The following is a 24016-nucleotide window of genomic DNA, read 5'->3' as shown; positions in this document are numbered from 1 at the left end:
TATAGTTATAAAAACAATAACGAGCTATGGCACGATTAGAAAGATTTCTTTCGGCACAGGAAAACGACCATGAACTAGCGCTTTCAGAAATAAAGAGAGGAAAGAAAACCAGTCATTGGATGTGGTATATATTTCCTCAAATTATGGGCCTAGGCCACAGTGAAACCGCTAAATTTTATGCATTACGCGATTTAAAAGAAGCCCAAGATTTTTTGGAGCATCCAATATTAGGAAAAAGATTAATAGAAATTACAGCGGAAGTGATCAAACATAAAAACAAAACTGCCCATGAAATTTTTGGATCTCCTGACGATTTGAAATTTCACTCATCGATGACATTATTTTCTTTGATACCTGGAAGCGATGCATTATTTAATACCGCATTGCAGACCTTTTTCAGCGGCAGGCCAGATATAAAAACAATTGAAATTTGCACGCAATAATTTGGATAGATTAAAACCAATGTGCTAATTTGCTGTTTCAATTATAATTCATTCATGTTTGAGCGCATGTTTGGGTTTAGATATGGGATAGGCTTAATGCCTATCCTTTTTTTGTTCTATCTATATTAAAAGATCGACAAATAAAATATTGAACTTCTACAGACTTCAATTTCTGTACAATTTCACTATATGAAACTGATGCAAACAGATTAGCCATACTCGCTAGTAGATATTTAAGATTGGCCTTTGAGTTATCAACATTTATTTCGTTTTGTGTAAAATTATTTTTTTCAACCAAACTAACATTTCACTAAATTGTTTTCCATAAACAAGAGACAAAAAAAGTCCTGTGAGCGGGTGATCCGCGGAGGGCAGGCACACCATAAAAAGGGAAATCCTTTTAAAAAAAAGATAGCCACTTATTTCAAAATGAGTGGCTATTCTTATTTCTACTGATCTAAGTCGTTTAGCCTATCTACTTCAATGCTTAATGGTTGATTGTCAAAAGCATAATAATTATTTTGAAATCATTTATTAAATTAATCCTTCAATTATCTACCATTGACATTATTATTTCCGTCATTGCCTGTCGACGGCAGGTAATGACGACTATCTTTTTTAATAATTTTTATATCCAAAAACCGTGAACGGTCGTCATCCTCAGCATGCCTGGGGATCTTAATCCCATTCCTTTATACTGCTTTAAGATTCCCGCCTTCGCGAGAATGACGAGGTGTCTGATAAAGAAGAGCTGCTTTCGCAACTTGGAAAACATAAAGCGGCCAAATCCTGCGTTTATGTAAAAAAACTGGGAGATATTAATATAGAAGTATTAAAATTAGTTATAAAAAACTCCATAACTTCCATCCAAAATCAGTATCCGGCGTTAACGAAATAAACATTGTTGTAAATAAGAAGTTACGCTTAATAAAATTAAATTTTCCAATATTTGAACTTCTCATATTTCAACTAAAACCAAGGAAATGATTAAAAAACTACGATTTTATTTTTTAATAGCAGGAGTGTGCATTTCAATTCATGCAAATTCGCAAGATGCTATTAGTTATCAAACTCCCCCAAAAGAAATAGCCGATTTATTACTGGCAAAACCTACTCCGGGTGTAAGTATAGATGGTAAAGCCGAGTGGATATTATTTAGCGAACGCAACTCTTATCCTTCTGTTGAAGAGTTGGCGATGCCAGAATATCGTATTGCGGGATTAAGGCTAAACCCCAACAACTATTCTCCCAGCAGACAGAACTATATAAACAATTTCAGTCTGAAAAACATCAAGTCAAACCAAACTTTTCAGGTTACCGGTTTGCCAAGTCCGCTGTATGCAGGCAACATTAGCTGGAATCCGGCGGAGAATAAAATTGCTTTTACAAACACTACACAGAAAGGTGTTGATTTATACGTGATTGATATGGCGACAAAAAAAGCCATGAAAATTAACAAAGCATTTTTAAACGTCGTTTTAGGAAGTGGCTTAACCTGGTTAAATGACAATACCATTGTTTATCGCACGGTTACTAAACCAGCAAGTGCAGCACCAACAAAACCATTGATGCCAAAAGGCCCAACCATCCAACAAAATTTAGGAAAGGCTGCCCCAAGTGCTACCTACCAGGATTTGATTAAATCTCCTTTTGATGAGCAACTGTTCGAATTCTTTGCGACTTCGCAACTGGTTAAAAATACTGCTGGTGTAGAAACACCTATTGGCAAGCCAGCCATTTATCAACGCGTAAATATCTCTCCAGATAAAAACTACATGATGGTAGAAACCATTCGCAAACCGTTTTCTTACCTGGTTTCGGCTTTTGGCTTTCCATCAACAGTAACCATTACCGATTTAACAGGTAAACCGGTAAAAGTTATTGCCGAATTACCATCATCAGAAGGAACGCCATCAGGTTACGACAACACACAAAATGTGGCTCGCGGCTTTGATTGGAGAGATGATGAACCTGCAACCATCGTTTGGGCGAAACCGCTTGACAGTGGCTTAATCAAAAAGAATGTACCATTCCATGATGCGGTTTATGCTTTAAGTGCTCCATTTACCGGAACAGAAAAAGAATTGTTTAAAACGCAAACTCGTTTCCGTGGAGTACAGTGGGGCGATGCAAACCTTGCCTTAATTATGGAAGGCTTGAGAAGCAAACAAACTTCTAAAGTGAGCAGATACAACCCAGCAACCGGAGCTGTTGAAGAATTATATAGCCGCAACCAAACAGATGCTTACGGGAATCCAGGCTCGCCTGTTACGGTAAAAAACAAGTTTGGTCGTCAGGTAATTAAAACTGTTGATAACGGCACAAAATTATTGATGAATAATCCTGTGGGCTCATCAGAAAAAGGTGATTTACCTTTCTTAGCTAAATTTGATTTATCAACCAAAAAGAATGAGATCATTTGGCGAAGCGCAGAAGGAACTTTCGAATATGTGAGTGACGTAATTAATCCTGATAAATTGGTTTTACTTACCCGTAAGGAAAGTAAGAAATTGGTCCCTAACTATTTTATAAAAAATTTAATGCTTCGGATAGCAGATCAGCCAATCACTGATTTTGCAAACCCATATCCTTCGCTAGACGGCATTACCAAAGAAAAAATATCTTACAAACGTGCCGATGGTGTAGATTTAACTGGCGACTTATATTTACCAAAAGGTTATAACAAAGAAAAAGACGGACCATTACCAACATTGATTTGGGCTTACCCACGTGAGTTTAATTCTGCAGCAGATGCTGCCCAAATTCGGGGCTCGAAAGATAAATTTACCGCCATTAGTTGGGGTTCACCAATTTATTGGGTAACTCGGGGATATGCCATTTTAGATAATGCAGAAATGCCAATCGTAGCAAAAGATGGTAAAAAGCCTAACGATACTTTTATAGAACAGTTAAAGTTAAATGCAGAAGCTGCAATAAAAAAGCTATCTGATTTAGGTGTTGGAGATAAAAAACGGATGGCTGTAGGCGGCCATAGTTATGGTGCTTTTATGACCGCTAATTTATTGGCCCACACCGATCTTTTTGCAGCAGGAATTGCCCGAAGTGGTGCTTATAACCGAACTTTGACGCCATTTGGCTTTCAAAATGAGGAACGCACATACTGGCAGGTACCACAATTGTATTATGAGATGAGTCCTTTTAGTTATGCAGACAAGATAAAAACACCGCTTCTATTAATTCACGGTGATTCTGATGATAACCCAGGAACATTCCCAATTAACAGTGAGCGTTTGTTCAATGCCATAAAAGGTGCAGGCGGAACTACACGTTTTGTATTCTTGCCTTATGAAGCGCATGGATACCGTGGTAAAGAAAATATCCTCCACACCCTTTGGGAAGAAGACCAATGGCTGGAAAAATATGTTAAAGGCAAAAAATAATTTCTCTTTATCGTTATAATTTAAAAGCTCCGAAATTTTTCGGAGCTTTTTTTATGCCCAATGAATTCCGAATCATTTTTTATTCCAAAAATTCTGTCATTTAGACTTACATTTATCTCATCAAAATTGAACATTACAACTACTTATTTGTTTAAATGCCATGGACTATATCGATTACTATAAAATCCTTGATTTAAAAAAAGATGCCTCAACTGATGATATCAAAAAAGCATATCGAAAGTTAGCCAGAAAACATCATCCCGATTTAAATCCAAATAATGAAGAGGCCAACAAAAAATTCCAGCAGATAAATGAGGCCAATGAAGTTTTAAGTGATCCTGATAAGCGGAAAAAATACGATAAGTACGGAAAAGATTGGCAGCACGCTGATCAGCTAGATGCACAGGAACAACAGCGCCGGCAATATCAGTCTCCAGGTGGTGGTAGCAGTTACTCTGGCGGTTTTGGCGGAGAAGACTTCTCTGATTTTTTTTCATCCATGTTTGGCGGCGGTGGCGGTCGCAGCAGTCGCAATTCTCCATTTAAAGGGCAGGATTATAATGCCGATTTACAGCTTAATTTAGTAGATGCTTACACTACGCACAAGCAAACTTTGACGGTTAATGGAAAACAAGTTCGTATCAGCATTCCAGCTGGAGTAGAAAATGGACAAAAAATTAAATTGACAGGATATGGAGCGCCAGGCGTAAATAATGGCCCTCCCGGAGATTTATACATCAAATTTAATATCAGCGACCATCCCCGATTTAAAAGAAAGGGCAATGATATTTATATACAGGAAGAGGTAGATTTATACACTGCAATTTTAGGAGGAGAAAAAATTGTTGAAACCCTTAACGGAAAAGTGAAATTAAAAATACCCGAAGGTACCCAACCTGATACCACCTTACGTTTAAAAGGAAAAGGTTTTCCTATTTACAAAAAAGAAGATCAATTCGGTGATTTATATGTAAAGTGGCAGGTTAAGTTGCCGACCAATCTTAATCCTGAACAAAAAGAATTATTCGAAAAACTTTCCAAAAGCTAACCAATATGGAAAACAATCTGATATCAATTGAGGATGTTTGCGTACATCATCAGGTACAAATAAATTTTATTCAGTCTTTAGAAGACTTTGGTTTGATTCACACTACAGTAATCAAAAAAAGCATTTGGCTGGATAGTGATGAACTTTCAAAGCTGGAAAAATATCTGCGTTTGAGCCACGATTTAGACATTAACCTGGAAGGCTTGCATGCTGTTGCTCATTTATTAACTCAGTTAAACGATATGCAGGAAGAGATTCTATCTCTCAGAAACGAACTAAATTATTATAAGCAAATCAATTAATTAGCAAAGACAATCGTTTGTGCAAAAATTTGCCGTAAAAGCAGCGACCAAAACGCATTCTTTTTAAGATTAGTTTCTTAAATTGGCAATCTAATTTTTAAAAAATGAGTGATTTGTCTTCCAGGTTCATCGAAAAAATAAAATTATCTTATGCACCAACTGGCTCTTATATTTATTTAGGAGCAGGAATGTTAGATGGGGAAGTTTACGGAGCTGCAGAAGTAAACCTGTCTTTAAAGATGATGAATAGACATGGGCTCATTGCTGGTGCTACCGGTACCGGAAAAACAAGGACACTACAGTTACTTGCGGAGCAACTTTCAGATGCGGGTGTTCCGGTTTTCATGTTGGATGTAAAGGGTGACTTATCGGGTTTAAACCAAGCGGGAACCATCAATCCAAAAATTGAAGAACGATCTCAACAGCTAAATAAAGCTTTTTCTCCTTCGGGATTTCCATTAGAAATATATTCTTTGTCTGGCAAAATGGGTGCTCAAATGAGGGCTACCGTTTTGGAGTTTGGGCCTACCCTTTTATCAAAGGTGTTGGATTTAAACGATACGCAATCGGGCGTAATGGCAGTAATTTTTAAATATGCCGACGACAATAAAATGCCGATTATTGATTTAAATGATTTAAAAAAGCTGGTTTCTTATCTTTCTGAAGGTGCTGGTGCAGCAGAAATTAAGGAAAGTTACGGCAGCATTTCTACCTCAACATCTGGCACCATTCTTCGAAAAATTGTGGCCATTGAGCAGCAGGGTTTAGGCGGAATGTTTGGAGAAAAATCATTTGATATCCAGGATTTATTTGAACGTGTAGATGGAAAAGGAATAATTAGTCTGTTAAATATTTCAGATGTTCAAAACCAACCCGTTTTATACTCCACCTTTTTATTGAGTTTATTAGCAGAGTTATTTAATACAATGCCCGAGGTTGGCGATTTGGATAAACCAAAACTCGTGTTCTTTTTCGATGAAGCCCATTTATTATTTAAGAATTCATCGAAGGCTTTTTTAGAGCAAATCGAAACCATAATCAGATTAATCAGATCAAAAGGAATTGGCGTTTTCTTTTGTACACAAGCGCCAACAGATGTACCCGAAAGTGTGTTAGGACAGCTCGGCAACCGAGTGCAACATGCTTTGAGAGCATTTACACCAAACGATGTGGATGCACTTAAGAAAACGGTAAACACTTATCCAAAATCAGAATTTTACGAAATCGATAAGGTATTAACTTCGCTGGGTACTGGTCAGGCATTAATTACGGTACTGAATGAGAAAGGAATCCCTACAGAAGTTTCGGCAACCATGCTTACCCCTCCGCGGGCATTGATGGGTCCGTTGACTACTGCAGATTTTGATAAAGTGATTCAATCAAGTCAGATGTATGCGAAGTACAAAGACGCGATCGACCCGGAGAGTGCTTATGATATTTTAACCAAACGAATTAACGAACAAACTGCCGCGGCCGAACAAGAGAAACAAGAAGTTGAGGCAAAAAAACAAGAGGAAGCCGAAAACAAACCAAAGCCTGGTGAAAAAAGTATTGTTGAACAGGTAATGGGCGCTACAATTACACGCCAAATTGGTAAAGAAATTGTAAGAGGAATTTTCGGTATGCTAACAGGGAAAAAAACAAGAAGTAAAAGCGGTGGCTTCTTTGGTTTTTAAGATAAATTTAATGCAATAGTACAAAACACCTATATAATAATTAACGCTCAAAAGAGTATTTTCGCGATGTAATGTTCTCTAGCTACTGATATTAATTGTAGCAAAAGAGATTAGATCATAAAAAAAAGATAAAGAATGAAACCTACCTTATTAATACTGGCAGCTGGAATGGCAAGCCGTTATGGAAGTATGAAACAAATTGATGGCTTTGGCCCGAATGGCGAAACCATTATTGATTATTCAATCTACGATGCTATTAACGCTGGCTTTGGTAAAGTTGTATTTATCATTAAAGAAGAATTTGTAGAAAATTTCAAAGCTATTTTCGAACCTAAACTCCAAGGAAAAATTGAAACAGACTATGTTTTTCAAAACTTCGACTTAAAGCAGTTTGGTATCGAGGAAGAAATTTACAGAGAAAAACCATGGGGAACAGCTCACGCTATTTTATCTGGCAGAGAAGCAGTTAAAGAGCCATTTTGCGTAATTAACGCTGATGACTATTATGGCTTTGATGCTTTCAAAAAGATGGCTGACTTTTTAAATAACGAAGCTACAGATAGCAATTTCTCGATCATTGGTTATGAAATAGGAAAAACACTTTCTGAGTTTGGAGCCGTATCAAGAGGAGTTTGTAAAGTAGATGAATCGGGCAACTTAACCGAAATTGTGGAACGTACAAAAGTTTACCCTAAAGATGGAAAAATTTTCTATGAGGAAGATGAAGAAGAATTTCCATTAGATTTTAGCACACCAGTTTCAATGAACTTCTGGGGCTTTACTCCTGCTGTTTTCAAAATTACTGAAGAATTATTTGTTGAGTTTGCAAAGGCAAACAAAGATAAACCTAAAGCAGAATTTTTTATTCCTTTAATTGGCGAAAACCTGGTTAAAAGTAATACCGCAACTTTTAAAGTAGTACCAACTTCTAACAAATGGTTTGGTGTAACCTATAAAGAAGATAAACCTTTCGTTCAGGATTCTATTGATCAATTGGTTAAAAACGGAACATATCCGACCAAATTATGGAGCTAGATTTAGACTCTGAAGTTTTAAGCGCATACGGATATACCAAAGAAAATATTCAAATAACACAAATAGGTACGGGTTTAATTAACCGTACTTATTTGCTTTCGCCCCTATCGGAAGACAAAAAGTATATCCTTCAAAACATTAATACTTCGGTTTTTAAAAATCCACAAGCAATTGCCAATAATCTCAAAGCAATAGCTGATTATTTATCAAAAAATTACAAAGATTATCTATTTATTAAGCCAATTTCTACCCTAAGTGGCGAAGAAATGGCTTTAATTCAGAACGAATATTGGAGGATGCTGCCATTCGTTTCTAATACAGTTTCGCTTGACGTATTAAGTGATCCGAAACAAGCTTATGAAGCAGCAAAACAATTTGGAAAATTAAGCAGGTTATTAAATAATTTCAATACCACCTCACTTAAACCTACCATACCAGGCTTTCATGATTTGGGTTTGCGTTATGAGCAGTTTATGCTGGCTTTGAACCAAACCAGCAAACAATTTAAAGGCTTGGCGAAGCTAGAAATAGACAGTGCGCTCCATCACCGCTATATTCTTGATTATTACAATTCCTATGCGCATCGTGGCGACTTTCCTGATCGTGTAATGCATCACGATACAAAAATCAGCAACGTACTTCTAGATGCCGAAACTTATATCGGTGTTTGCGTAATCGACCTTGATACTATTATGCCTGGGAAATTCATTTCCGACTTAGGCGATATGATGCGTACTTATCTTTGTGCTTATTCGGAAAATGAAACTGATTTAAGCAGAATTAAGATCAGGCTCCCTTATTTTGAAGCCATGGTTAAGGGTTATTTATCAGAAATGAAAAGCATCCTTACTGAGACTGAGAAAGAACTCATTTTATTTTCAGGAAAATATATTATATACATGCAAGCCCTGAGATTTTTGACCGATTATCTCAATGGAAACGTGTATTATACTATCTCATACCCTACACAAAACTTAGATAGAACAAAAAATCAATTTAAGCTACTAAGCGAACTGTCTGAAAATGAAAAAGTTTTACAGGGAATGATTGAAGAGTGTTTATAATCTATATTCGGTTTGCTAAGCCAACTGGCGATGAAATTGATTAATGATTTCACATAGCTAACAGCTATTTTTTGGATTTGGTACTAGGATCAATCTCATCTATTGCCTTGCCCGTTATTTGGGATGATAGCAGCATAATAATTTCCGAATAATCTGATTCATATTCTTCAATTTCAAGTAGAACACCAAATTCTTCATCCTTTATCCTTACTCCATTGTCACTTACACCACTTCTAATCAATTTTCCATTATCATAATATTCAAAGGCAAATGTCATTGACGTTTCGCTTATTAAAAACTTTAATACCTTTCCATGTTTATGGAAGTTTTCTAGTTTTAAATTATAGACTATTAAAACGTCACTAAAGGTTAATAAAGTTCCGCTTAAAATTTCAGTAACAAACATTTCGTCATCATTTTCAAAACTACTGGTTGCATTCTCAAAAGCAAAATCACCATTAACTTCGGTAACAGTAGAAATATTTAACTGTTGTGCTCCTCTTAAAACATTTGATATTTTAGCGCCAATCGCAATTCCGTATACATTTAATCCCATAATGAGTTACTTTGATAAACTTTCAGAAAAGGTACTAAACTCTATTCTAATTATTCATTTTTAGCAAAAGCTATTCTAAAATACCTAATCGTATTATCCCTAAACCCGATTGTAGTGGCATACTTTTGGTTTTTTCTGCCAAAAGATAAAGCGGGGCTGCAGTTTCCGAAAAGTACCGAACCGTTCATTTCCCCAAAAAAAAAGTCGTCATTGCGAGGTACGAAGCAATCCTACAACTTTAGATGAAATAACAAGCGCATTAAGATTGCTTCGTACCTCGCAATGACGACTTATAATAAAAGCGTCCCGATTTTCACATCGGGACGCTTTTATTTTATACTCCCAAGACTTTCGCCTCAGGACTGAAGACTCAAAGACTTATTTCTCTTCTTTTACTTCTTCGAAATCAACATCAGTAACATTGTCACCGCCACCTTGAGGCTGACCATCAGCTTGTGGTTGCTCACCACCTTGAGGCTGACCGCCATCTTTGTACATTTCTTCAGAAGCTACGTTCCATGCTGCTTGCAATTCAGCAGAAGCTGCATCGATATCTGCGAAGTTACGAGATAAGTGAGCTGCTTTTAATTTCTCTAAACCAGCTTCGATTGGCGCTTTTTTATCAGCAGATAATTTATCACCAAACTCTTTCAATTGTTTCTCAGTAGAGAAGATTAAAGCATCAGCACCGTTGATTTTATCAGCTTCTTCTTTTTGCTTAGCATCATCTGCTGCATTAGCTTCAGCTTCTTCTTTCATTTTTTTGATCTCAGCATCAGTTAAACCTGAAGATGCTTCGATACGGATTTTTTGCTCTTTACCAGTAGCTTTATCTTTTGCACTTACGTGTAAAATACCGTTCGCATCAATATCAAAAGATACTTCTACTTGAGGCACACCACGAGGTGCTGGTGGAATACCATCTAAAATGAAACGACCAATTGTACGGTTTTGGCCAGCCATTGGGCGCTCACCTTGTAAAATGTGGATTTCTACTGAAGGCTGGTTATCAGCTGCAGTTGAGAAAGTTTCCGATTTTTTAGTTGGGATAGTTGTGTTCGACTCGATTAATTTAGTCATTACACCACCCATAGTTTCGATACCTAATGATAAAGGTGTAACGTCTAATAACAATACATCTTTTACATCACCAGTTAACACACCACCTTGAATAGCAGCACCAATTGCTACAACCTCATCAGGGTTAACACCTTTACTTGGCTCTTTACCGAAGAAAGCTTTAACAGCATCCTGAATTGCAGGGATACGAGTTGAACCACCTACTAAGATAATTTCGTCGATATCGCTTGTGCTTAAACCAGCATTTTTCAATGCAGATTTACAAGGCTCGATAGTACGTTTAATTAAGCTATCAGCTAATTGCTCAAATTTAGCACGAGATAATGTACGTACTAAGTGTTTAGGGCCGCTAGCATCAGCAGTAATATACGGCAAGTTAATTTCTGTAGAAGTTGTGCTTGATAATTCAATTTTAGCTTTCTCAGCAGCTTCTTTTAAACGTTGTAATGCCATTGGATCTTTCGCAAGGTCCATGCTGTTTTCTGATTTAAACTCTTCAGTTAACCAATCGATAATGATGTGGTCAAAGTCGTCACCACCTAAGTGCGTATCACCATCAGTAGATTTTACTTCGAAAACGCCATCACCTAATTCTAAAACAGAAACGTCATGTGTACCACCACCGCAATCGAACACAACAATTTTCATGTCTTTGTGTGCTTTATCTAAACCATAAGCTAAAGCAGCTGCAGTTGGCTCGTTAATGATACGTTTTACAGTTAAACCTGCAATTTCACCTGCTTCTTTCGTAGCCTGGCGTTGTGCATCATTAAAGTAAGCTGGCACAGTAATAACTGCTTCAGTAACTTCCTGCCCCAAGAAATCTTCAGCAGTTTTTTTCATTTTTTGTAGAATCATTGCAGAAATCTCCTGTGGAGTATATTTTCTGTCGTCGATTTCTACACGAGGTGTGTTGTTATCACCTTTAACAACTTTATAAGGTACACGTCCAGCTTCTTTCGCACTTTCGTCGTAGCTGTTACCCATAAAGCGTTTAATCGAATATATCGTTTTTGTTGGGTTGGTTATAGCCTGACGTTTAGCAGGCTCGCCAACTTTACGCTCACCGTTTTCTGCAAAAGCAACAATAGACGGTGTAGTACGTTTACCCTCACTGTTCGCGATAACTACAGGCTCATTGCCCTCCATTACGCTCACGCAAGAGTTTGTTGTTCCTAAGTCTATTCCAATAATTTTTCCCATTGTATTTTTGTTTTCTCTTTTTAAAGTATTATAATTTCTACAGCTATTAAACAATGCTTGTGCCAATTGGGTTTTGGCAGAAATTATTGCTAAAAGACTGATAAAATGTAAAAAATGATGTCTTTTATTACTGACAGCATGACAGAAAGAAGACTAAAGGTTAAAGCTGAAAGACTAAAGTGAAAGGCAATTTAAATAATTTGAAAACGAACAGTAGTAGTTCTTCGGAATCACCTGTCCCGCTGTACGTTTCAATCTTTTATTTGTAGAGTTGACAACTTTCTTCCTTATCAGCTATTAAAGTTGTCAACTCTCAAAACAAATAAAAGTATTTTCACTCCCATCGGGTTTATGAACGCAGTTTGTAGCTTTTGGGATCGTTTCCCCTACCACAACCTTTCAAAGTAGCAAGAATTGGCCTCAGCCTGAGTGGCGAAAATCGTTGAAATCGTTATCAAATCCTTTTACAAACCACAAACTAAAAGAATTTGCAGGCTGTGTAGTCGATTTAGAGCAAAGGCAAAGCCCTCAAATTAGTTTCAAAACGATTTGACGCCTTTTTACCCAATCAGGCGCAAGCCTTGATTAATTATTAGTGTCTATTTTTTTAATGGTATTCATGAGCTCGCAGAAAAGCTCGGTTTTTGTTTCTTTTTATCAAGAAAAAGAAAAATGCCTGTCTGGCCAAGACAGAATTTATTGTACCTTCAATTACCAAATCAAATTATCATGCAATTAGCAGCACAAATCATCATTGGCCTGGTGGCCGCCATTCACATTTATATTTTATGGCTAGAAATGTTCGCCTGGACAACTAAAGCCCCAAAAGTTTTCAAAAGCATCCCTGAAGAATTATTCCCAAAAACAAAAACCTTGGCCGCAAACCAAGGCCTGTACAACGGTTTTTTGGCGGCCGGTTTAATTTGGTCGCTCTGCATTACCGATCATCACTGGAGACTATACGTCGCGATATTTTTCTTAACCTGTGTAATTATCGCAGGTATTTACGGCGCCACAACAGCAAGTAAGAAAATTCTTTACGTACAATCTATTCCAGCTTTGGTAGCTATGATTTTATTGCATTTGAAATAATTTAATAACATCGGCATCTAACCATATAAGACATTTAAGTTCCATTTAAGTGCTCGGCTTATATTTTCTTACATTTCTTATATGGTCATTTTTCCTAAACAAGCTCTTGAATAAAAAGTTCGTTGAAACGGTCGTCATTGCGAGGCACGAAGCAATCTCGCTACTACGGGTTTTAATAGTGAATGCATCAAGGTTGCGTCGTGCCTCGCAATGACGAAATCGGTAAATCCTATAGATTTAAAAGTCGTTCCAAATGATGATAACCAATTCCAAAGTAGGCTTTACTTGCTTTAATTTTCTCGAGGATTTCTTCTTTATTCTTTGCTCCTTTATCCTTACTCTTAATCCCTACAACCAGTACATTCTTTGGCGTGTGTGCATCAGAAATAAATTCGAAAACTTTCGTTTTATAACCGAAGTATTCCAAAATTAAAGCACGAATACCATCGGTCACCATTTCAGCCTGACGTTCTAAGAAGATGCCGTACTTCGTTAAAAATGAAACATCGTTTTTCACTTTGTTTTGCTCAATTTCTTTTCTGATTTGTTTATGGCAACATGGTGCAACAACAATTAATTCAGCATTGGCTTTGATGCCTTTATATATCGCATCATCCGTGGCGGTATCACAAGCATGGAGTGCAATGAGTAAATTCACATCTTCAGCGTTGTAATCTTCAATGGTTCCCTGAACAAAATTAAGCTGATCGAAAGCAGATTTCCTGGCAACTGAATTACACAAATCAACCATATCTTGGCGATACTCTACCCCGACAACTTCAGAATTTAATTTTAAAACTGAATGTAAATAATCATACAAGGCAAAAGTTAAATAACCTTTACCCGAGCCCATATCAGCAACTTTTTTAATGGTTCCCTCAGGTAGTTCCTTAATTAACGAACTTAAAATTTCAACGTAATGGTTAATCTGACGGAACTTGTCCTGTGCATTTTTAAAAACCTTTCCATCAACATCAGTAATCTTTAGTTCTGTTAAATAAGGTTTTGACTCCGATTTTATCAATCTCGATTTTTCTTTATCATGATTCTCTGTCGGAACTTTTTTCGTTGAAGCTTTAGTTTCTCTCAAAACAATTTTACCATTATTCAGCTCTTCAAGAATTAAGTCTCTCTCTGTGGTAAAAAGCGTTCCGATTTTAAAACCAGTAGTCAAGTATTCAGAAACTAAATTAATACCTTCATTCAAATCAAGATTCTTCACCACATCACGGGTTTTGTACCGAAATGTGAAAGCCAATTTACTTTCTCGTTTAATCAAAACCGGGCGAACCAGAATTTGCTTTAGCGCTTCTTCATTTCCTTTGTAATTACCCAGGGAAACTTTCACAAAGTTTTTAGAAGATAAGCTTAAGTCTAAAGCGGAAGTAAATTGTTCAATCTGTTCTGAAAATACCATCTATAATTAATAAACCACAAAGATAATTCATTTTATTTGGAGAATAGCGGCGTATAAATAATGTAACAATGAAGCGACTATTTTAGCTTACCACTTAATTAGCTGATTAAGTATGAGATCAAATATCCGTCTCTAATCAAATGAAGCAAAATATTTTCCTAATACGATTTAGTTCATACTAAAATGAAGTTTACTCACAAATCATCTAAATTGAACAATTGCTTTTATTTCCTAAAAATTAGCTTTAGATTAGGATATCATTTAATTCTAACCAAAACAAATGAGTGAATTTCAAATAAAAAAATCGCCAACGGTGTATGATGCTATTATTGTAGGATCTGGAGCTGGTGGTGGAATGGCGGCATATGTTTTAGCCAATGCCGGACAAAAAGTTTTAATGCTTGAGGCAGGGCAATATTTCGATCCAAGAATAGATGCCCATCAACTGAAGTGGCCTTGGGAATCTCCACGAAGAGGAGCAAGTACGGTTCGTCCGTTTGGCGATTTTGATGCCTCATATGGTGGCTGGGAATTGGAAGGAGAACCCTACACTACCAAAGACAAAACGGAATTTGAATGGTTCAGATCTCGAATGCTTGGCGGCAGAACGAATCACTGGGGAAGAATATCGCTCAGAATGGGTCCTCTGGATTTTCAGGCAAAAGATGGTTTAACAGATGATTGGCCAATTACCTACGATGATGTTAAACCATTTTACGATAAAGTTGATCGCTTGATTGGCATTTATGGCACTAAAGAAGGACTACCAAACGAGCCTGATGGAATCTTCATGAAACCACCAAAGCCACGATTAACTGAATTATTTATCAAAAAAGGAGCAGATAAAGCAGGCGTTAAAGTGATTGCTGGTCGTGGATCGGTATTAACAGAACCGCTACCTAATAACAGCGATAGGGCTCCTTGTTTTTATTGTGGCCAGTGTGGAAGAAGCTGTAAGGTTTACGGCGATTTCTCTTCTTCTTCTTGTTTGGTTATCCCGGCTGTAAAGACTGGGAATTTAACGGTTATTACTGATGCCATGGTGCGTGAGGTGATTACTGATAAAGATGGATCGGCGAAAGGGGTTTCTTATGTAAACAGAAAAGATTTACAAGAATATCAGGTAAATGGAAAAATGGTTATCCTTGGTGCCAGTGCTTGCGAATCTGCCCGTATTTTATTGAATTCGAAATCTTCGTCACATCCTAATGGCTTGGCAAACAGCAGTGGCATTGTGGGTAAGTATTTACATGATTCTACCGGCGTAAGTGTTTCAGGTTTCCTTCCGCAGTTAATGGATAGAAAACGTTATAATGAGGATGGTTTAGGAAGTGTACACATCTATTCGCCATGGTGGCTGGATAATAAAAAACTCAATTTTCCTCGGGGATATCACATCGAGTATTGGGGTGGTATGGGCATGCCAGCTTATGGTTTTGGTGGCGGCGTAACGCAAATGAATGGCATGGTTCCAGGTAGAGATGGGAAAATGAAAGATGCTGGCGGCTACGGAAAATCATTAAAAGATGATTACCGTCGTTTTTATGGCACCACCGTTGGTATGGCAGGCCGAGGAACCGCAATAGCCCGGGAAGATAACTATTGCGAAATTGATCCAAATGCAGTTGACAAATTCGGAATTCCAGTTCTCAGGTTTCACTATAAATGGGCAAAGGAAGAAATTCTACAGGCTAAACACATGCAGGATACTTTCCTTCACATGATGAAAGAAATGGGTGGCGTGGTTACGTCAGAAATCCAGGGGCCAGAAACCAATTATGGTTTATTACCTCCTGGAAAAATCATTCACGAAGTGGGTACTATCCGCATGGGCGATGACCCGAAAAAATCAGCACTGAACAAATATTGCCAGGCACACGATTGCAAAAATCTTTTTGTTGTTGATGCAGGTCCATTTGTACAACAAGGTGATAAAAACGCAACCTGGACTATTCTTGCGCTCTCCATGCGTACGGCAGAATACATTTTAGCGCAAAAGAAAAAACAAAACATTTAAAGAATTACAACATGAACAGACGTGATTCCCTAAAAGCAATTGGCTTAACAGCAGTAAGTACTGCAGTGTTATTAGAAGCCTGCAAGCAACCCGAAAACACCGGCGACAAACCTATTCCACAAGAAACGAAAGCAGAGGCTGGACGTGAACAGTGGGAAATAGACCGGGATAAAGAACTAAAAGCGGAAACTTATTTCACTAAACATGAAATGGCAACCATAACTGTTTTAGCAGATATTATAATTCCTAAAGATGATGTCTCTGGAAGTGCCTCTGATGCCAAAGTACCAGAGTTTATTGAATTTATTGTAAAAGATATCCCCGAACATAAAGTGCCTATGCGTGGTGGCTTAAAATGGCTGGACGTTTATTGCTTCAATAAATTTAGCAGATCTTTTGTAGATGCTTCTGCAGAACAGCAAATTTCAATTATTGATGAAATTGCCTATCCAAAAAAGGCGAAACCTGAAGTTCGGGCAGGCGTTACTTTTTTTAACCGAATGAGAAGCTTAACGGCTTCTGGTTTCTACACTACAGAAATCGGTGTGAAAGATATTGGTTATGCAGGAAACGCACCAAACCAATGGACTGGTGTACCAGCTGATGTATTGAAGCAATATGGAATGGAAAATGTAAAAGTTTAATTTTCCTCTTCAGTGAAGCCAGAAACCCAATTCTGGCTTCTTTAATTTAATAAGCTAAATAACCTCAATTAAAAAATGAAAAAATTAACCCTGTTATCTTTCCTTGTGTGCATAACCTACAGTGTATTTGCACAGAATAGCCCTAGCCAACACGCCAACTATTTTAATGGTTTCCAACGCACAAAAGATACAAATCCTGATTCAGCGATTTACTTTCTCACCAATTTGGCAATGCTTGAATCAAATGCAACTGATGATTTGTTGCACAACAGTTTTGCTCAAAGTTTTATGCTCGGATCAAGAGAAGAGTTATTGAAAGATCCCGAATTCCTTGCTCACCTCAAAAAATTCAACGTTACGGTTGATTCTGCCCGACGTAAGTTTGCTGAAGAGCAATTTAATGCTTACATCATTCTCGACAAAACAAAAAACAGTGTAAATAAACAGATCAAGGAAAATATCTATCCTATTTGGAAATGGGTTGAAGCTATGAAAAATAAAGACAATGCCATCGAACTACAAAACATAGGTAACGAATATCTATCCTACCTAAATGAAGATTCTGACTTTTACAATCAAAGGAAAGCAAGATACGGTTTGATGATTTCGGGTATAATGAATAAGAGTGATCAGCTGAAGCCTCTGGCGGTTAAATTACAAGATTTGATTTACGATAATCTAAAACAATATATAAGTACTCACTCTACACAAAACGAGCTGTCGCGAGAGGAAAAAATGGACCGGGCATGGTATAGATACATGTTCGCTTCCATAAATTTTATTTCTGCAGGCAACACGATAGATAAAGCCGATCAAATTAAGTTCTTAAAATTGGCTTCTGAATTCAGCCCTGATGCGCTAGACAACACCGTTAAATATGCCTATTTTTACGATATGTTTTTTCTTTTTAACAAAGAGAAATATTCTTTCGAAGAAGACTATTTAGCTACGATAGCAAGCGATGACGACAAGCTTAAAATGGTTATGGCCATGTCTATGAAAGATCCAAAATATAAAGCAAGTGCCAAGGCCTTATACAAAGAACGTGGCAAGTTTGGTGAATATTGGTTAACTGAATTCAATAAAAACGGCAAAATTGCCCCTATATTTTCGTTGGCGAAATTGGATGGAAGCTTATATCAGATGGTAAACAACAATAATCAATGGACATTAGTAGACTTTTGGGGTACTTGGTGTTCGCCATGTAGGAAAGAGCATCCCGATTTGCAAAGCACGTACCAAAAAACTCAAGATGGCAAATTGCCGAACCTAAATATTATCACTATTGCAAGTAATGACAACGAACAGGCTGTTAGGGCTTACATGAAAGAGTTTAGTTATACTTTTCCCGTTGCTATGTCAGATAATCAAATAGAAAGTGCGTACAAAGTCGCTTCATGGCCATCGAAATTTTTGGTTAGTCCGCAAGGAAAATATGTGGTAATCCCCTTTGGTGTAGATTGGCAAAAATATATAGCTGATTATATTAATTGATCATGGTCTACCTTTTTTAGAGAAAAGTTGAGAGTCTATTACCTCGGTTTTATAGGCTTTAAATCTTTTCTCTAATTTTTTCTTCCCGTCTTTAATATCCATTGGTGATACTAATATGGTAAAATCAAAAACCAATATTTCACCTTTCTTACACTTCACTAATCCTGTAGAGAAATCAGTAAGCATTGAACTTCCCTTAATATTAATTTGCAATACATCTTTATCTTCATTTCGCCAGCCATTTCTAATATGGTGGCTATCTGCATTTTTATACTGATCAAAACTTATAAAAAGCGCCGCATTATCATTTCCAATTAAAACTTCTGGCTTAACTTTATCTACCATTTTCCAGCTCCACTTTACGGTATCTGGTCTTATATTTCCGTCGTTTCCTAATCCCACTAAGTACTTTGAGGCATTTTTTTCAAATGGAATATGGAAGTTAATATTTGAAAAGTTAATATCATTTAAAGCTTTCAGTTCTACATGAAACTTAGCAATCCCATCTGCATTCATTACAGCCTGTACGTGGTGTAACATATTGGCAGAAGAGCTTGTAGCATCCCAGGAAATGGAATTTGAACTTTCGGATAATATGTTAAATGTGTTTGCAACTACCTTCTCCTGTATTTTAGAAGATGTAAACAGATGAAAATGTATGGGCTCATAAAACAAGTTGGTAGATTTATCACCGAAAGCTTTTAAATCAGAATCATAGTAGGATTGGATTTGCTTTGGAAAACCATCAGTATTAATTTCTAATTTTCTACCGGAAATAGATATTACTTTATCAGCAACAGATATTACTTTCTGCTGAGCTATACTTGAAAAGCTCAAGAAAAGTAGAATAATGAAGAATGACTTGTTCATTTTAGGGGTTACAATTACAATCCAATATAAACAAAAAAGTCCTGCTCTTTCGAACAGGACTTTTTAAAATTTTAAAGCAGAATAAATTATTCTCCTTTTGGTTCTTCAGTAGCAGGAGCTTCTTCAGTAGTAGCTTCTGGAGCAACTTCTTCAGCAGTTTCAGCTTTCGCTTCAGCAGCTTTAGGAGCAGCAGCAGTTTTACTTCTACCACGACGAGTAGTTTTCTTCTCTTCTTTAGCCTCTACATCTTTACCGTAAACTTCGTTATAATCTACCAATTCAATTAAAGCCATCTCAGCGTTATCACCTAAACGGTTGTTTAATTTAATGATACGAGTGTAACCACCTGGACGATTTGCAACTTTCTCAGCTATTTCGCGGAATAAAATAGTTACTACTTCTTTATCTTGTAAGTAAGCAAATACAGTACGACGTGAGTGAGTAGTATCATTTTTTGATTTAGTGATAATTGGCTCAACATAAGTACGTAAAGCTTTTGCTTTAGCTAAAGTTGTTGTAATTCTTTTGTGCAAAATAAGTGATGATGCCATATTGGCTAACATCGCTTTTCTGTGACTTGCAGTTCTACCTAAGTGGTTTACTTTTTTACCGTGTCTCATTGTTTTTTTATAAAGTGTATACCGTCTCTGTCTCAGAGGGAATTATACACAGTGAATATTATTATATTTATAGAAGAGTTTGGATTCAAGACTAATGACTCCGAACTCTAGACTATTTTTTATTCTTCGTCTAATTTAAATTTAGACAGGTTCATACCGAAAGATAAACCTTTTGATTTTACTAGTTCTTGAATCTCTGTTAAAGATTTCTTACCGAAGTTTCTGAATTTCAACATATCAGCAACATCGTAAGATACTAAATCAGCTAAAGTACGGATATCAGCAGCTTTTAAGCAGTTTAATGCTCTAACTGAAAGATCCATATCCACTAATTCAGTTTTAAGGATTTTACGCATGTGTAAAATTTCTTCATCCACTTCTTTAGTTTCTTCTTTTGCTTGAGATTCTAATACCAAGTTCTCATCAGAGAATAACATAAAGTGTTGGATAAGAATCTTAGCCGCTTCTTTTAATGCTTCTTCTGGATGAATTGAACCATCAGTTGAAATATCTAATACCAATTTCTCATAATCCGTTTTTTGTTCAACACGGAAGTTTTCAATTGTGTATTTAACATTTTTCATTGGTGTGTAGATCGAATCGATCGCGATAACACCTACAACAGCATCAGCAACTTTATTTTCTTCAGCAGGTACATAACCACGTCCTTTATTGATGGTTAATTCCACTTCTAAAGTTACAGATTTGTCCATGTTGCAAATAACATGCTCAGGATTTAAAACTGTAAAGTTGTTAGAGAATTTAGTGATATCACCAGCTTTGAATTGATCTTGGCCGTTAACAATGATGAATACTTTTTCAGCATCACCAGAATCACCAGTTTTCTTAAAACGAACTTGCTTTAAGTTTAAGATGATATCAGTTAAATCTTCTACAACACCTTTCATGGTAGAAAACTCATGCGAAACGCCTGAAAAACGAATAGTAGTAATAGCATAACCTTCTAATGAAGAAAGTAATATTCTTCTTAAGGCATTACCAATTGTTACACCGAAACCGGGCTCTAAAGGACGAAATTCAAATGTGCCATCGAAATCTGTTGATTTCTGCATGATCACTTTATCAGGTTTCTGAAATGCTAAAATTGCCATTTATAATTTTTTAAATTCGTTATTGAATATATAGTAACAAGAAAAAAGTTAATTACCCTTTCGAGGTAATTAACTATCTTATTTATTACTTTGAGTATAACTCGATGATTAAGTTTTCCTTAATGTTTTCAGGAATTTCATCACGTTGTGGGTAGGTTAAGAATTTACCAGTTAATTCACCAGCATTCCACTCTAACCAAGAGAACTTATTAATTGTTCTACCTGCAACTGAGTTACTAATTGATTCTAATGATTTTGATTTCTCACGAACCGCAACAACATCACCAGCTTTTAACTGATATGAAGGGATATTTACAACTTCACCATTCACGGTTACGTGTTTATGGCTAACTAACTGGCGTGCACCAGAACGGGTTGTTGCAATACCTAAACGGTAAACTGTGTTATCTAAACGTGCTTCTAATAATTGAAGTAAGTTATCACCTGTAATACCAGCACGTGAAGATGCTTTTTTAAACAAGTTACTGAACTGCTTTTCTAATACACCATAAGTATATTTTACTTTTTGTTTCTCCATTAACTGGATTGCATACTCAGATTGTTTTCCTCTCCTTTTTGAAACGCCATGTTGGCCAGGAGGATAATTTTTTCTGTCTAACACCTTATCAGGACCGAAGATTGGTTCTCTGAATTTACGGGCGATTTTTGATTTTGGGCCTGTATATCTTGCCATTTTTTTCTGTTTTTAAAGTACCATTCAGCCTGTAACTGAAGATTCTTAGCTTTAAAATTAATTAAACTCTTCTCTTTTTAGGAGGACGACATCCGTTGTGAGGAAGTGGAGTAATATCTTTGATAGATGTTACTTCGATACCTGCTACTTGCAAAGTTCTGATTGCAGATTCACGACCTGAACCAGGACCTTTTACAAACACTTCAACTTTACGTAAACCTAAATCAAATGCAACTTTACCGCAATCTGAAGCTGCTTGACCAGCTGCATACGGTGTGTTCTTTTTAGAACCTTTAAAGCCCATTTTACCAGCAGAAGACCATGAAATAGTCTGTCCGTTGTTGTTGGTTAACGTAACGATGATGTTGTTGAAAGTAGCATTGATATGTGCCTGACCAACAGGCTCAATTACAACGATACGTTTTTTTGTTACTTTTTTACTCTTAGCCATGTTATCTTTTAGATTTTAGATATGAGACTTGAGATATGAGACTTTCTCTACCCCGATACTCAATATCCTACTTTTTATCTTTTGTTCCAGATTTGAGCAGATTAAATAGACATGATACTCACATCTAAAACCTCAATCTCCTATCTATCTATTACTTAGTAGCTTTTTTCTTGTTAGCAACTGTTTTTCTCTTACCCTTACGAGTACGTGAGTTGTTTTTGGTACGCTGACCACGAGAAGGTAAACCTTTTCTGTGACGTAAACCACGGTAACAACCAATATCCATTAAACGTTTAATGTTTAATTGAACCTCTGATCTTAAAGCACCTTCTACTTTAATTTCATCGTTAATCATTGTACGGATTGCTGATAACTCATCATCAGACCAATCTTGCACTTTCTTGTTTAGATCGATACCTGCAGTAGTTAAAATACGTTGTGCAGTAGTTCTCCCAATACCATAGATATAAGTTAAACCAATCTCTCCTCTTTTGTTTCTTGGTAAATCAATACCTGAAATCCTTGCCATATTTATTTATCTTTTGAAGTAATTCCGAACGGCGGGCCACCGTTGTGCGGTACATTACAATGTTTTTTAATTACCCTTGACGTTGCTTGTATTTAGGATTTTTCTTGTTAATAACGTAAAGTTTACCTTTACGGCGAATAATCTTGCAATCAGCGCTACGTTTTTTAATTGATGATCTAACTTTCATTTTATTTGTATCTATAGGTTATGCGCCCTTTTGTTAAATCATAAGGCGACATTTCCAGTTTTACTTTGTCACCAGGAAGAATTTTGATGTAGTGCATCCGCATCTTTCCTGAAATATGAGCAATAATCTCGTGTCCGTTCTCAAGTTCTACTCGGAACATCGCATTCGATAATGCTTCTCTTATTACTCCGTCTTGTTCAATTGAGGCTTGTTTAGCCATATTTTGTTGATTGTTACTTAATTAGCTGCTTCTAAACAGGGTTGCAAAATTAAATAAAAAATTTTAATTATTTATTTTTTTTGTTGTAAAACTTCTTCAATTAATGAAAACGTTGATAAAACGTCTGCTTTGCCCTTTTTTATCGCCACCGTGTGTTCAAAATGTGCTGATGGTTTATTGTCTTTACTCGTCACCGTCCATCCATCATTGTGAAACAGTACGCCAGCAACACCGGCATTGATCATCGGTTCAATAGCAATCACTAATCCTTCTTCCAGTTTCGGACCAACACCGCGTTTCCCATAATTTGGAACCTCTGGTTTTTCGTGAAGCTTTACACCAACACCATGCCCTACTAACTCTCTTACCACACCAAAACCGTGAGCTTCTGCATGCTGCTGAACAGCAAAGCCGATATCTCCAACACGCATTCCGCTTACCGCCTTGTCAATTGCTAAATCAAGGCAATGTTTGGTTACCTCAACTAACTTTTGTTTTTCGGCATCAACTTCTCCAATAGAAAATGTATAAGCCGAATCGCCAAAGTATCCGTTCTTGATCACACCACAATCCACCGAAATTAAATCACCCTCTCGTATGATGTATTCGCTCGGGAAACCATGAACAACATGTTCATTTGGCGATATGCATAAAGAGTAAGGAAAGCCATTATAATTTAAAAATGCAGGTATCGCACCATGATCATTAATAAACTCAAATGCCAGCTTATCTAAGGCTAAAGTGGTGATGCCTGCCTTGATTACCTTTGCCACTTCAGCCAAAGTTTTTGAAACAAGCATTGAACTTTCTCTTATTAACTCAATCTCTTCAAGAGACTTGTAATAGATTCTAGACATTCAT

At 36.7% G+C, this 24016-nt stretch carries 23 protein-coding genes; 11 read left to right on the top strand and 12 right to left on the bottom strand.

Annotated features, from left to right (window positions below):
* The first annotated feature begins 26 nt into the window (after window positions 1-26).
* From ACZZZK_RS17085 to ACZZZK_RS17055, 7 genes are all read left to right on the top strand, one after another.
* Complete coding sequence (locus ACZZZK_RS17085; protein WP_463485160.1) at window positions 27-443, top strand: DUF1810 domain-containing protein; 417 nt, start codon at window positions 27-29, stop codon at window positions 441-443.
* 983 nt (window positions 444-1426) lie between these two features.
* Window positions 1427-3844 carry an alpha/beta hydrolase family protein gene (locus ACZZZK_RS17080; protein WP_463485159.1) on the top strand — a complete coding sequence of 806 codons (2418 nt, stop codon included), beginning with the start codon at window positions 1427-1429 and terminating at the stop codon, window positions 3842-3844.
* 160 nt (window positions 3845-4004) lie between these two features.
* On the top strand, window positions 4005-4892 hold the full coding sequence (locus tag ACZZZK_RS17075; protein ID WP_463485158.1) for a DnaJ C-terminal domain-containing protein: 888 nt from the start codon (window positions 4005-4007) through the stop codon (window positions 4890-4892).
* 5 nt (window positions 4893-4897) lie between these two features.
* Window positions 4898-5194 carry a chaperone modulator CbpM gene (locus ACZZZK_RS17070; protein WP_463485157.1) on the top strand — a complete coding sequence of 99 codons (297 nt, stop codon included), beginning with the start codon at window positions 4898-4900 and terminating at the stop codon, window positions 5192-5194.
* Between the two features lie 104 nt (window positions 5195-5298).
* Window positions 5299-6870 (top strand): helicase HerA-like domain-containing protein, encoded by a 1572-nt coding sequence (locus ACZZZK_RS17065; protein WP_463485156.1) that lies wholly within the window; start codon window positions 5299-5301, stop codon window positions 6868-6870.
* A gap of 135 nt (window positions 6871-7005) precedes the next feature.
* Entirely contained in the window at window positions 7006-7905 is a 900-nt protein-coding gene (locus tag ACZZZK_RS17060; protein WP_463485155.1) for a nucleotidyltransferase family protein, read from the top strand.
* Window positions 7896-8969 carry a phosphotransferase enzyme family protein gene (locus ACZZZK_RS17055; protein ID WP_463485154.1) on the top strand — a complete coding sequence of 358 codons (1074 nt, stop codon included), beginning with the start codon at window positions 7896-7898 and terminating at the stop codon, window positions 8967-8969. Before ACZZZK_RS17060 ends, ACZZZK_RS17055 begins: the two co-directional genes overlap by 10 nt.
* Window positions 8970-9033: 64 nt before the next feature.
* Here the strand turns inward: ACZZZK_RS17055 and ACZZZK_RS17050 are convergent, their stop codons facing one another.
* Window positions 9034-9525: a hypothetical protein gene (locus ACZZZK_RS17050; RefSeq protein WP_463485153.1), complete on the bottom strand. Its 492-nt coding sequence runs from the start codon at window positions 9523-9525 to the stop codon at window positions 9034-9036.
* A gap of 378 nt (window positions 9526-9903) precedes the next feature.
* Window positions 9904-11808 (bottom strand): molecular chaperone DnaK, encoded by a 1905-nt coding sequence (gene dnaK / locus ACZZZK_RS17045; protein WP_056848543.1) that lies wholly within the window; start codon window positions 11806-11808, stop codon window positions 9904-9906.
* A gap of 729 nt (window positions 11809-12537) precedes the next feature.
* Here dnaK and ACZZZK_RS17040 point away from each other — a divergent pair.
* On the top strand, window positions 12538-12900 hold the full coding sequence (locus ACZZZK_RS17040) for a DUF1304 domain-containing protein (RefSeq protein ID WP_463485152.1): 363 nt from the start codon (window positions 12538-12540) through the stop codon (window positions 12898-12900).
* Window positions 12901-13129: 229 nt separating this feature from the next.
* Here the strand turns inward: ACZZZK_RS17040 and ACZZZK_RS17035 are convergent, their stop codons facing one another.
* Window positions 13130-14317 carry a class I SAM-dependent methyltransferase gene (locus ACZZZK_RS17035; RefSeq protein ID WP_463485151.1) on the bottom strand — a complete coding sequence of 396 codons (1188 nt, stop codon included), beginning with the start codon at window positions 14315-14317 and terminating at the stop codon, window positions 13130-13132.
* A gap of 280 nt (window positions 14318-14597) precedes the next feature.
* Here ACZZZK_RS17035 and ACZZZK_RS17030 point away from each other — a divergent pair, with 280 nt between their 5' ends.
* The 3 genes from ACZZZK_RS17030 to ACZZZK_RS17020 all read left to right on the top strand — a co-directional run bounded on the left by ACZZZK_RS17030 (window position 14598) and on the right by ACZZZK_RS17020 (window position 18472).
* Window positions 14598-16334: a GMC oxidoreductase gene (locus tag ACZZZK_RS17030; protein WP_463485150.1), complete on the top strand. Its 1737-nt coding sequence runs from the start codon at window positions 14598-14600 to the stop codon at window positions 16332-16334.
* 11 nt (window positions 16335-16345) lie between these two features.
* Entirely contained in the window at window positions 16346-16978 is a 633-nt protein-coding gene (locus ACZZZK_RS17025; protein ID WP_463485149.1) for a gluconate 2-dehydrogenase subunit 3 family protein, read from the top strand.
* Between the two features lie 75 nt (window positions 16979-17053).
* The gene (locus ACZZZK_RS17020) at window positions 17054-18472 is read left to right on the top strand and encodes a TlpA family protein disulfide reductase (protein ID WP_463485148.1); all 1419 of its coding nucleotides are present in this window, start codon (window positions 17054-17056) and stop codon (window positions 18470-18472) included.
* Here the strand turns inward: ACZZZK_RS17020 and ACZZZK_RS17015 are convergent, their stop codons facing one another.
* From ACZZZK_RS17015 to map, 9 genes are all read right to left on the bottom strand, one after another.
* A complete protein-coding gene (locus ACZZZK_RS17015; protein WP_463485147.1) occupies window positions 18473-19342 on the bottom strand; it encodes a glycoside hydrolase domain-containing protein in 870 nt (289 codons plus the stop codon). It abuts the gene before it with no gap.
* Between the two features lie 86 nt (window positions 19343-19428).
* Window positions 19429-19962 (bottom strand): 50S ribosomal protein L17, encoded by a 534-nt coding sequence (rplQ, locus tag ACZZZK_RS17010; RefSeq protein WP_265799048.1) that lies wholly within the window; start codon window positions 19960-19962, stop codon window positions 19429-19431.
* A 119-nt stretch (window positions 19963-20081) separates the two neighbouring features.
* Complete coding sequence (locus tag ACZZZK_RS17005) at window positions 20082-21074, bottom strand: DNA-directed RNA polymerase subunit alpha (RefSeq protein ID WP_056848536.1); 993 nt, start codon at window positions 21072-21074, stop codon at window positions 20082-20084.
* A gap of 85 nt (window positions 21075-21159) precedes the next feature.
* Window positions 21160-21768, bottom strand: coding sequence for a 30S ribosomal protein S4 (rpsD, locus tag ACZZZK_RS17000; protein WP_056848535.1), 609 nt, complete (start codon window positions 21766-21768; stop codon window positions 21160-21162).
* A gap of 61 nt (window positions 21769-21829) precedes the next feature.
* Window positions 21830-22219: a 30S ribosomal protein S11 gene (rpsK, locus tag ACZZZK_RS16995; RefSeq protein WP_010599885.1), complete on the bottom strand. Its 390-nt coding sequence runs from the start codon at window positions 22217-22219 to the stop codon at window positions 21830-21832.
* Between the two features lie 151 nt (window positions 22220-22370).
* Complete coding sequence (rpsM, locus tag ACZZZK_RS16990; RefSeq protein ID WP_010599886.1) at window positions 22371-22748, bottom strand: 30S ribosomal protein S13; 378 nt, start codon at window positions 22746-22748, stop codon at window positions 22371-22373.
* Window positions 22749-22818: 70 nt separating this feature from the next.
* Window positions 22819-22935, bottom strand: coding sequence for a 50S ribosomal protein L36 (gene rpmJ, locus ACZZZK_RS16985; RefSeq protein ID WP_010599887.1), 117 nt, complete (start codon window positions 22933-22935; stop codon window positions 22819-22821).
* Between the two features lies 1 nt (window position 22936).
* Window positions 22937-23155 carry a translation initiation factor IF-1 gene (gene infA / locus ACZZZK_RS16980; protein WP_010599888.1) on the bottom strand — a complete coding sequence of 73 codons (219 nt, stop codon included), beginning with the start codon at window positions 23153-23155 and terminating at the stop codon, window positions 22937-22939.
* A gap of 71 nt (window positions 23156-23226) precedes the next feature.
* Window positions 23227-24012 carry a type I methionyl aminopeptidase gene (gene map, locus ACZZZK_RS16975; protein WP_463485146.1) on the bottom strand — a complete coding sequence of 262 codons (786 nt, stop codon included), beginning with the start codon at window positions 24010-24012 and terminating at the stop codon, window positions 23227-23229.
* Between the last annotated feature and the right edge of the window lie 4 nt (window positions 24013-24016).

The sequence above is a fragment of the Pedobacter sp. AC163 genome (assembly GCF_979258665.1).
Note: the sequence above shows the minus strand (reverse complement) of the source record. Positions and strands in the feature narration are given on the sequence as shown.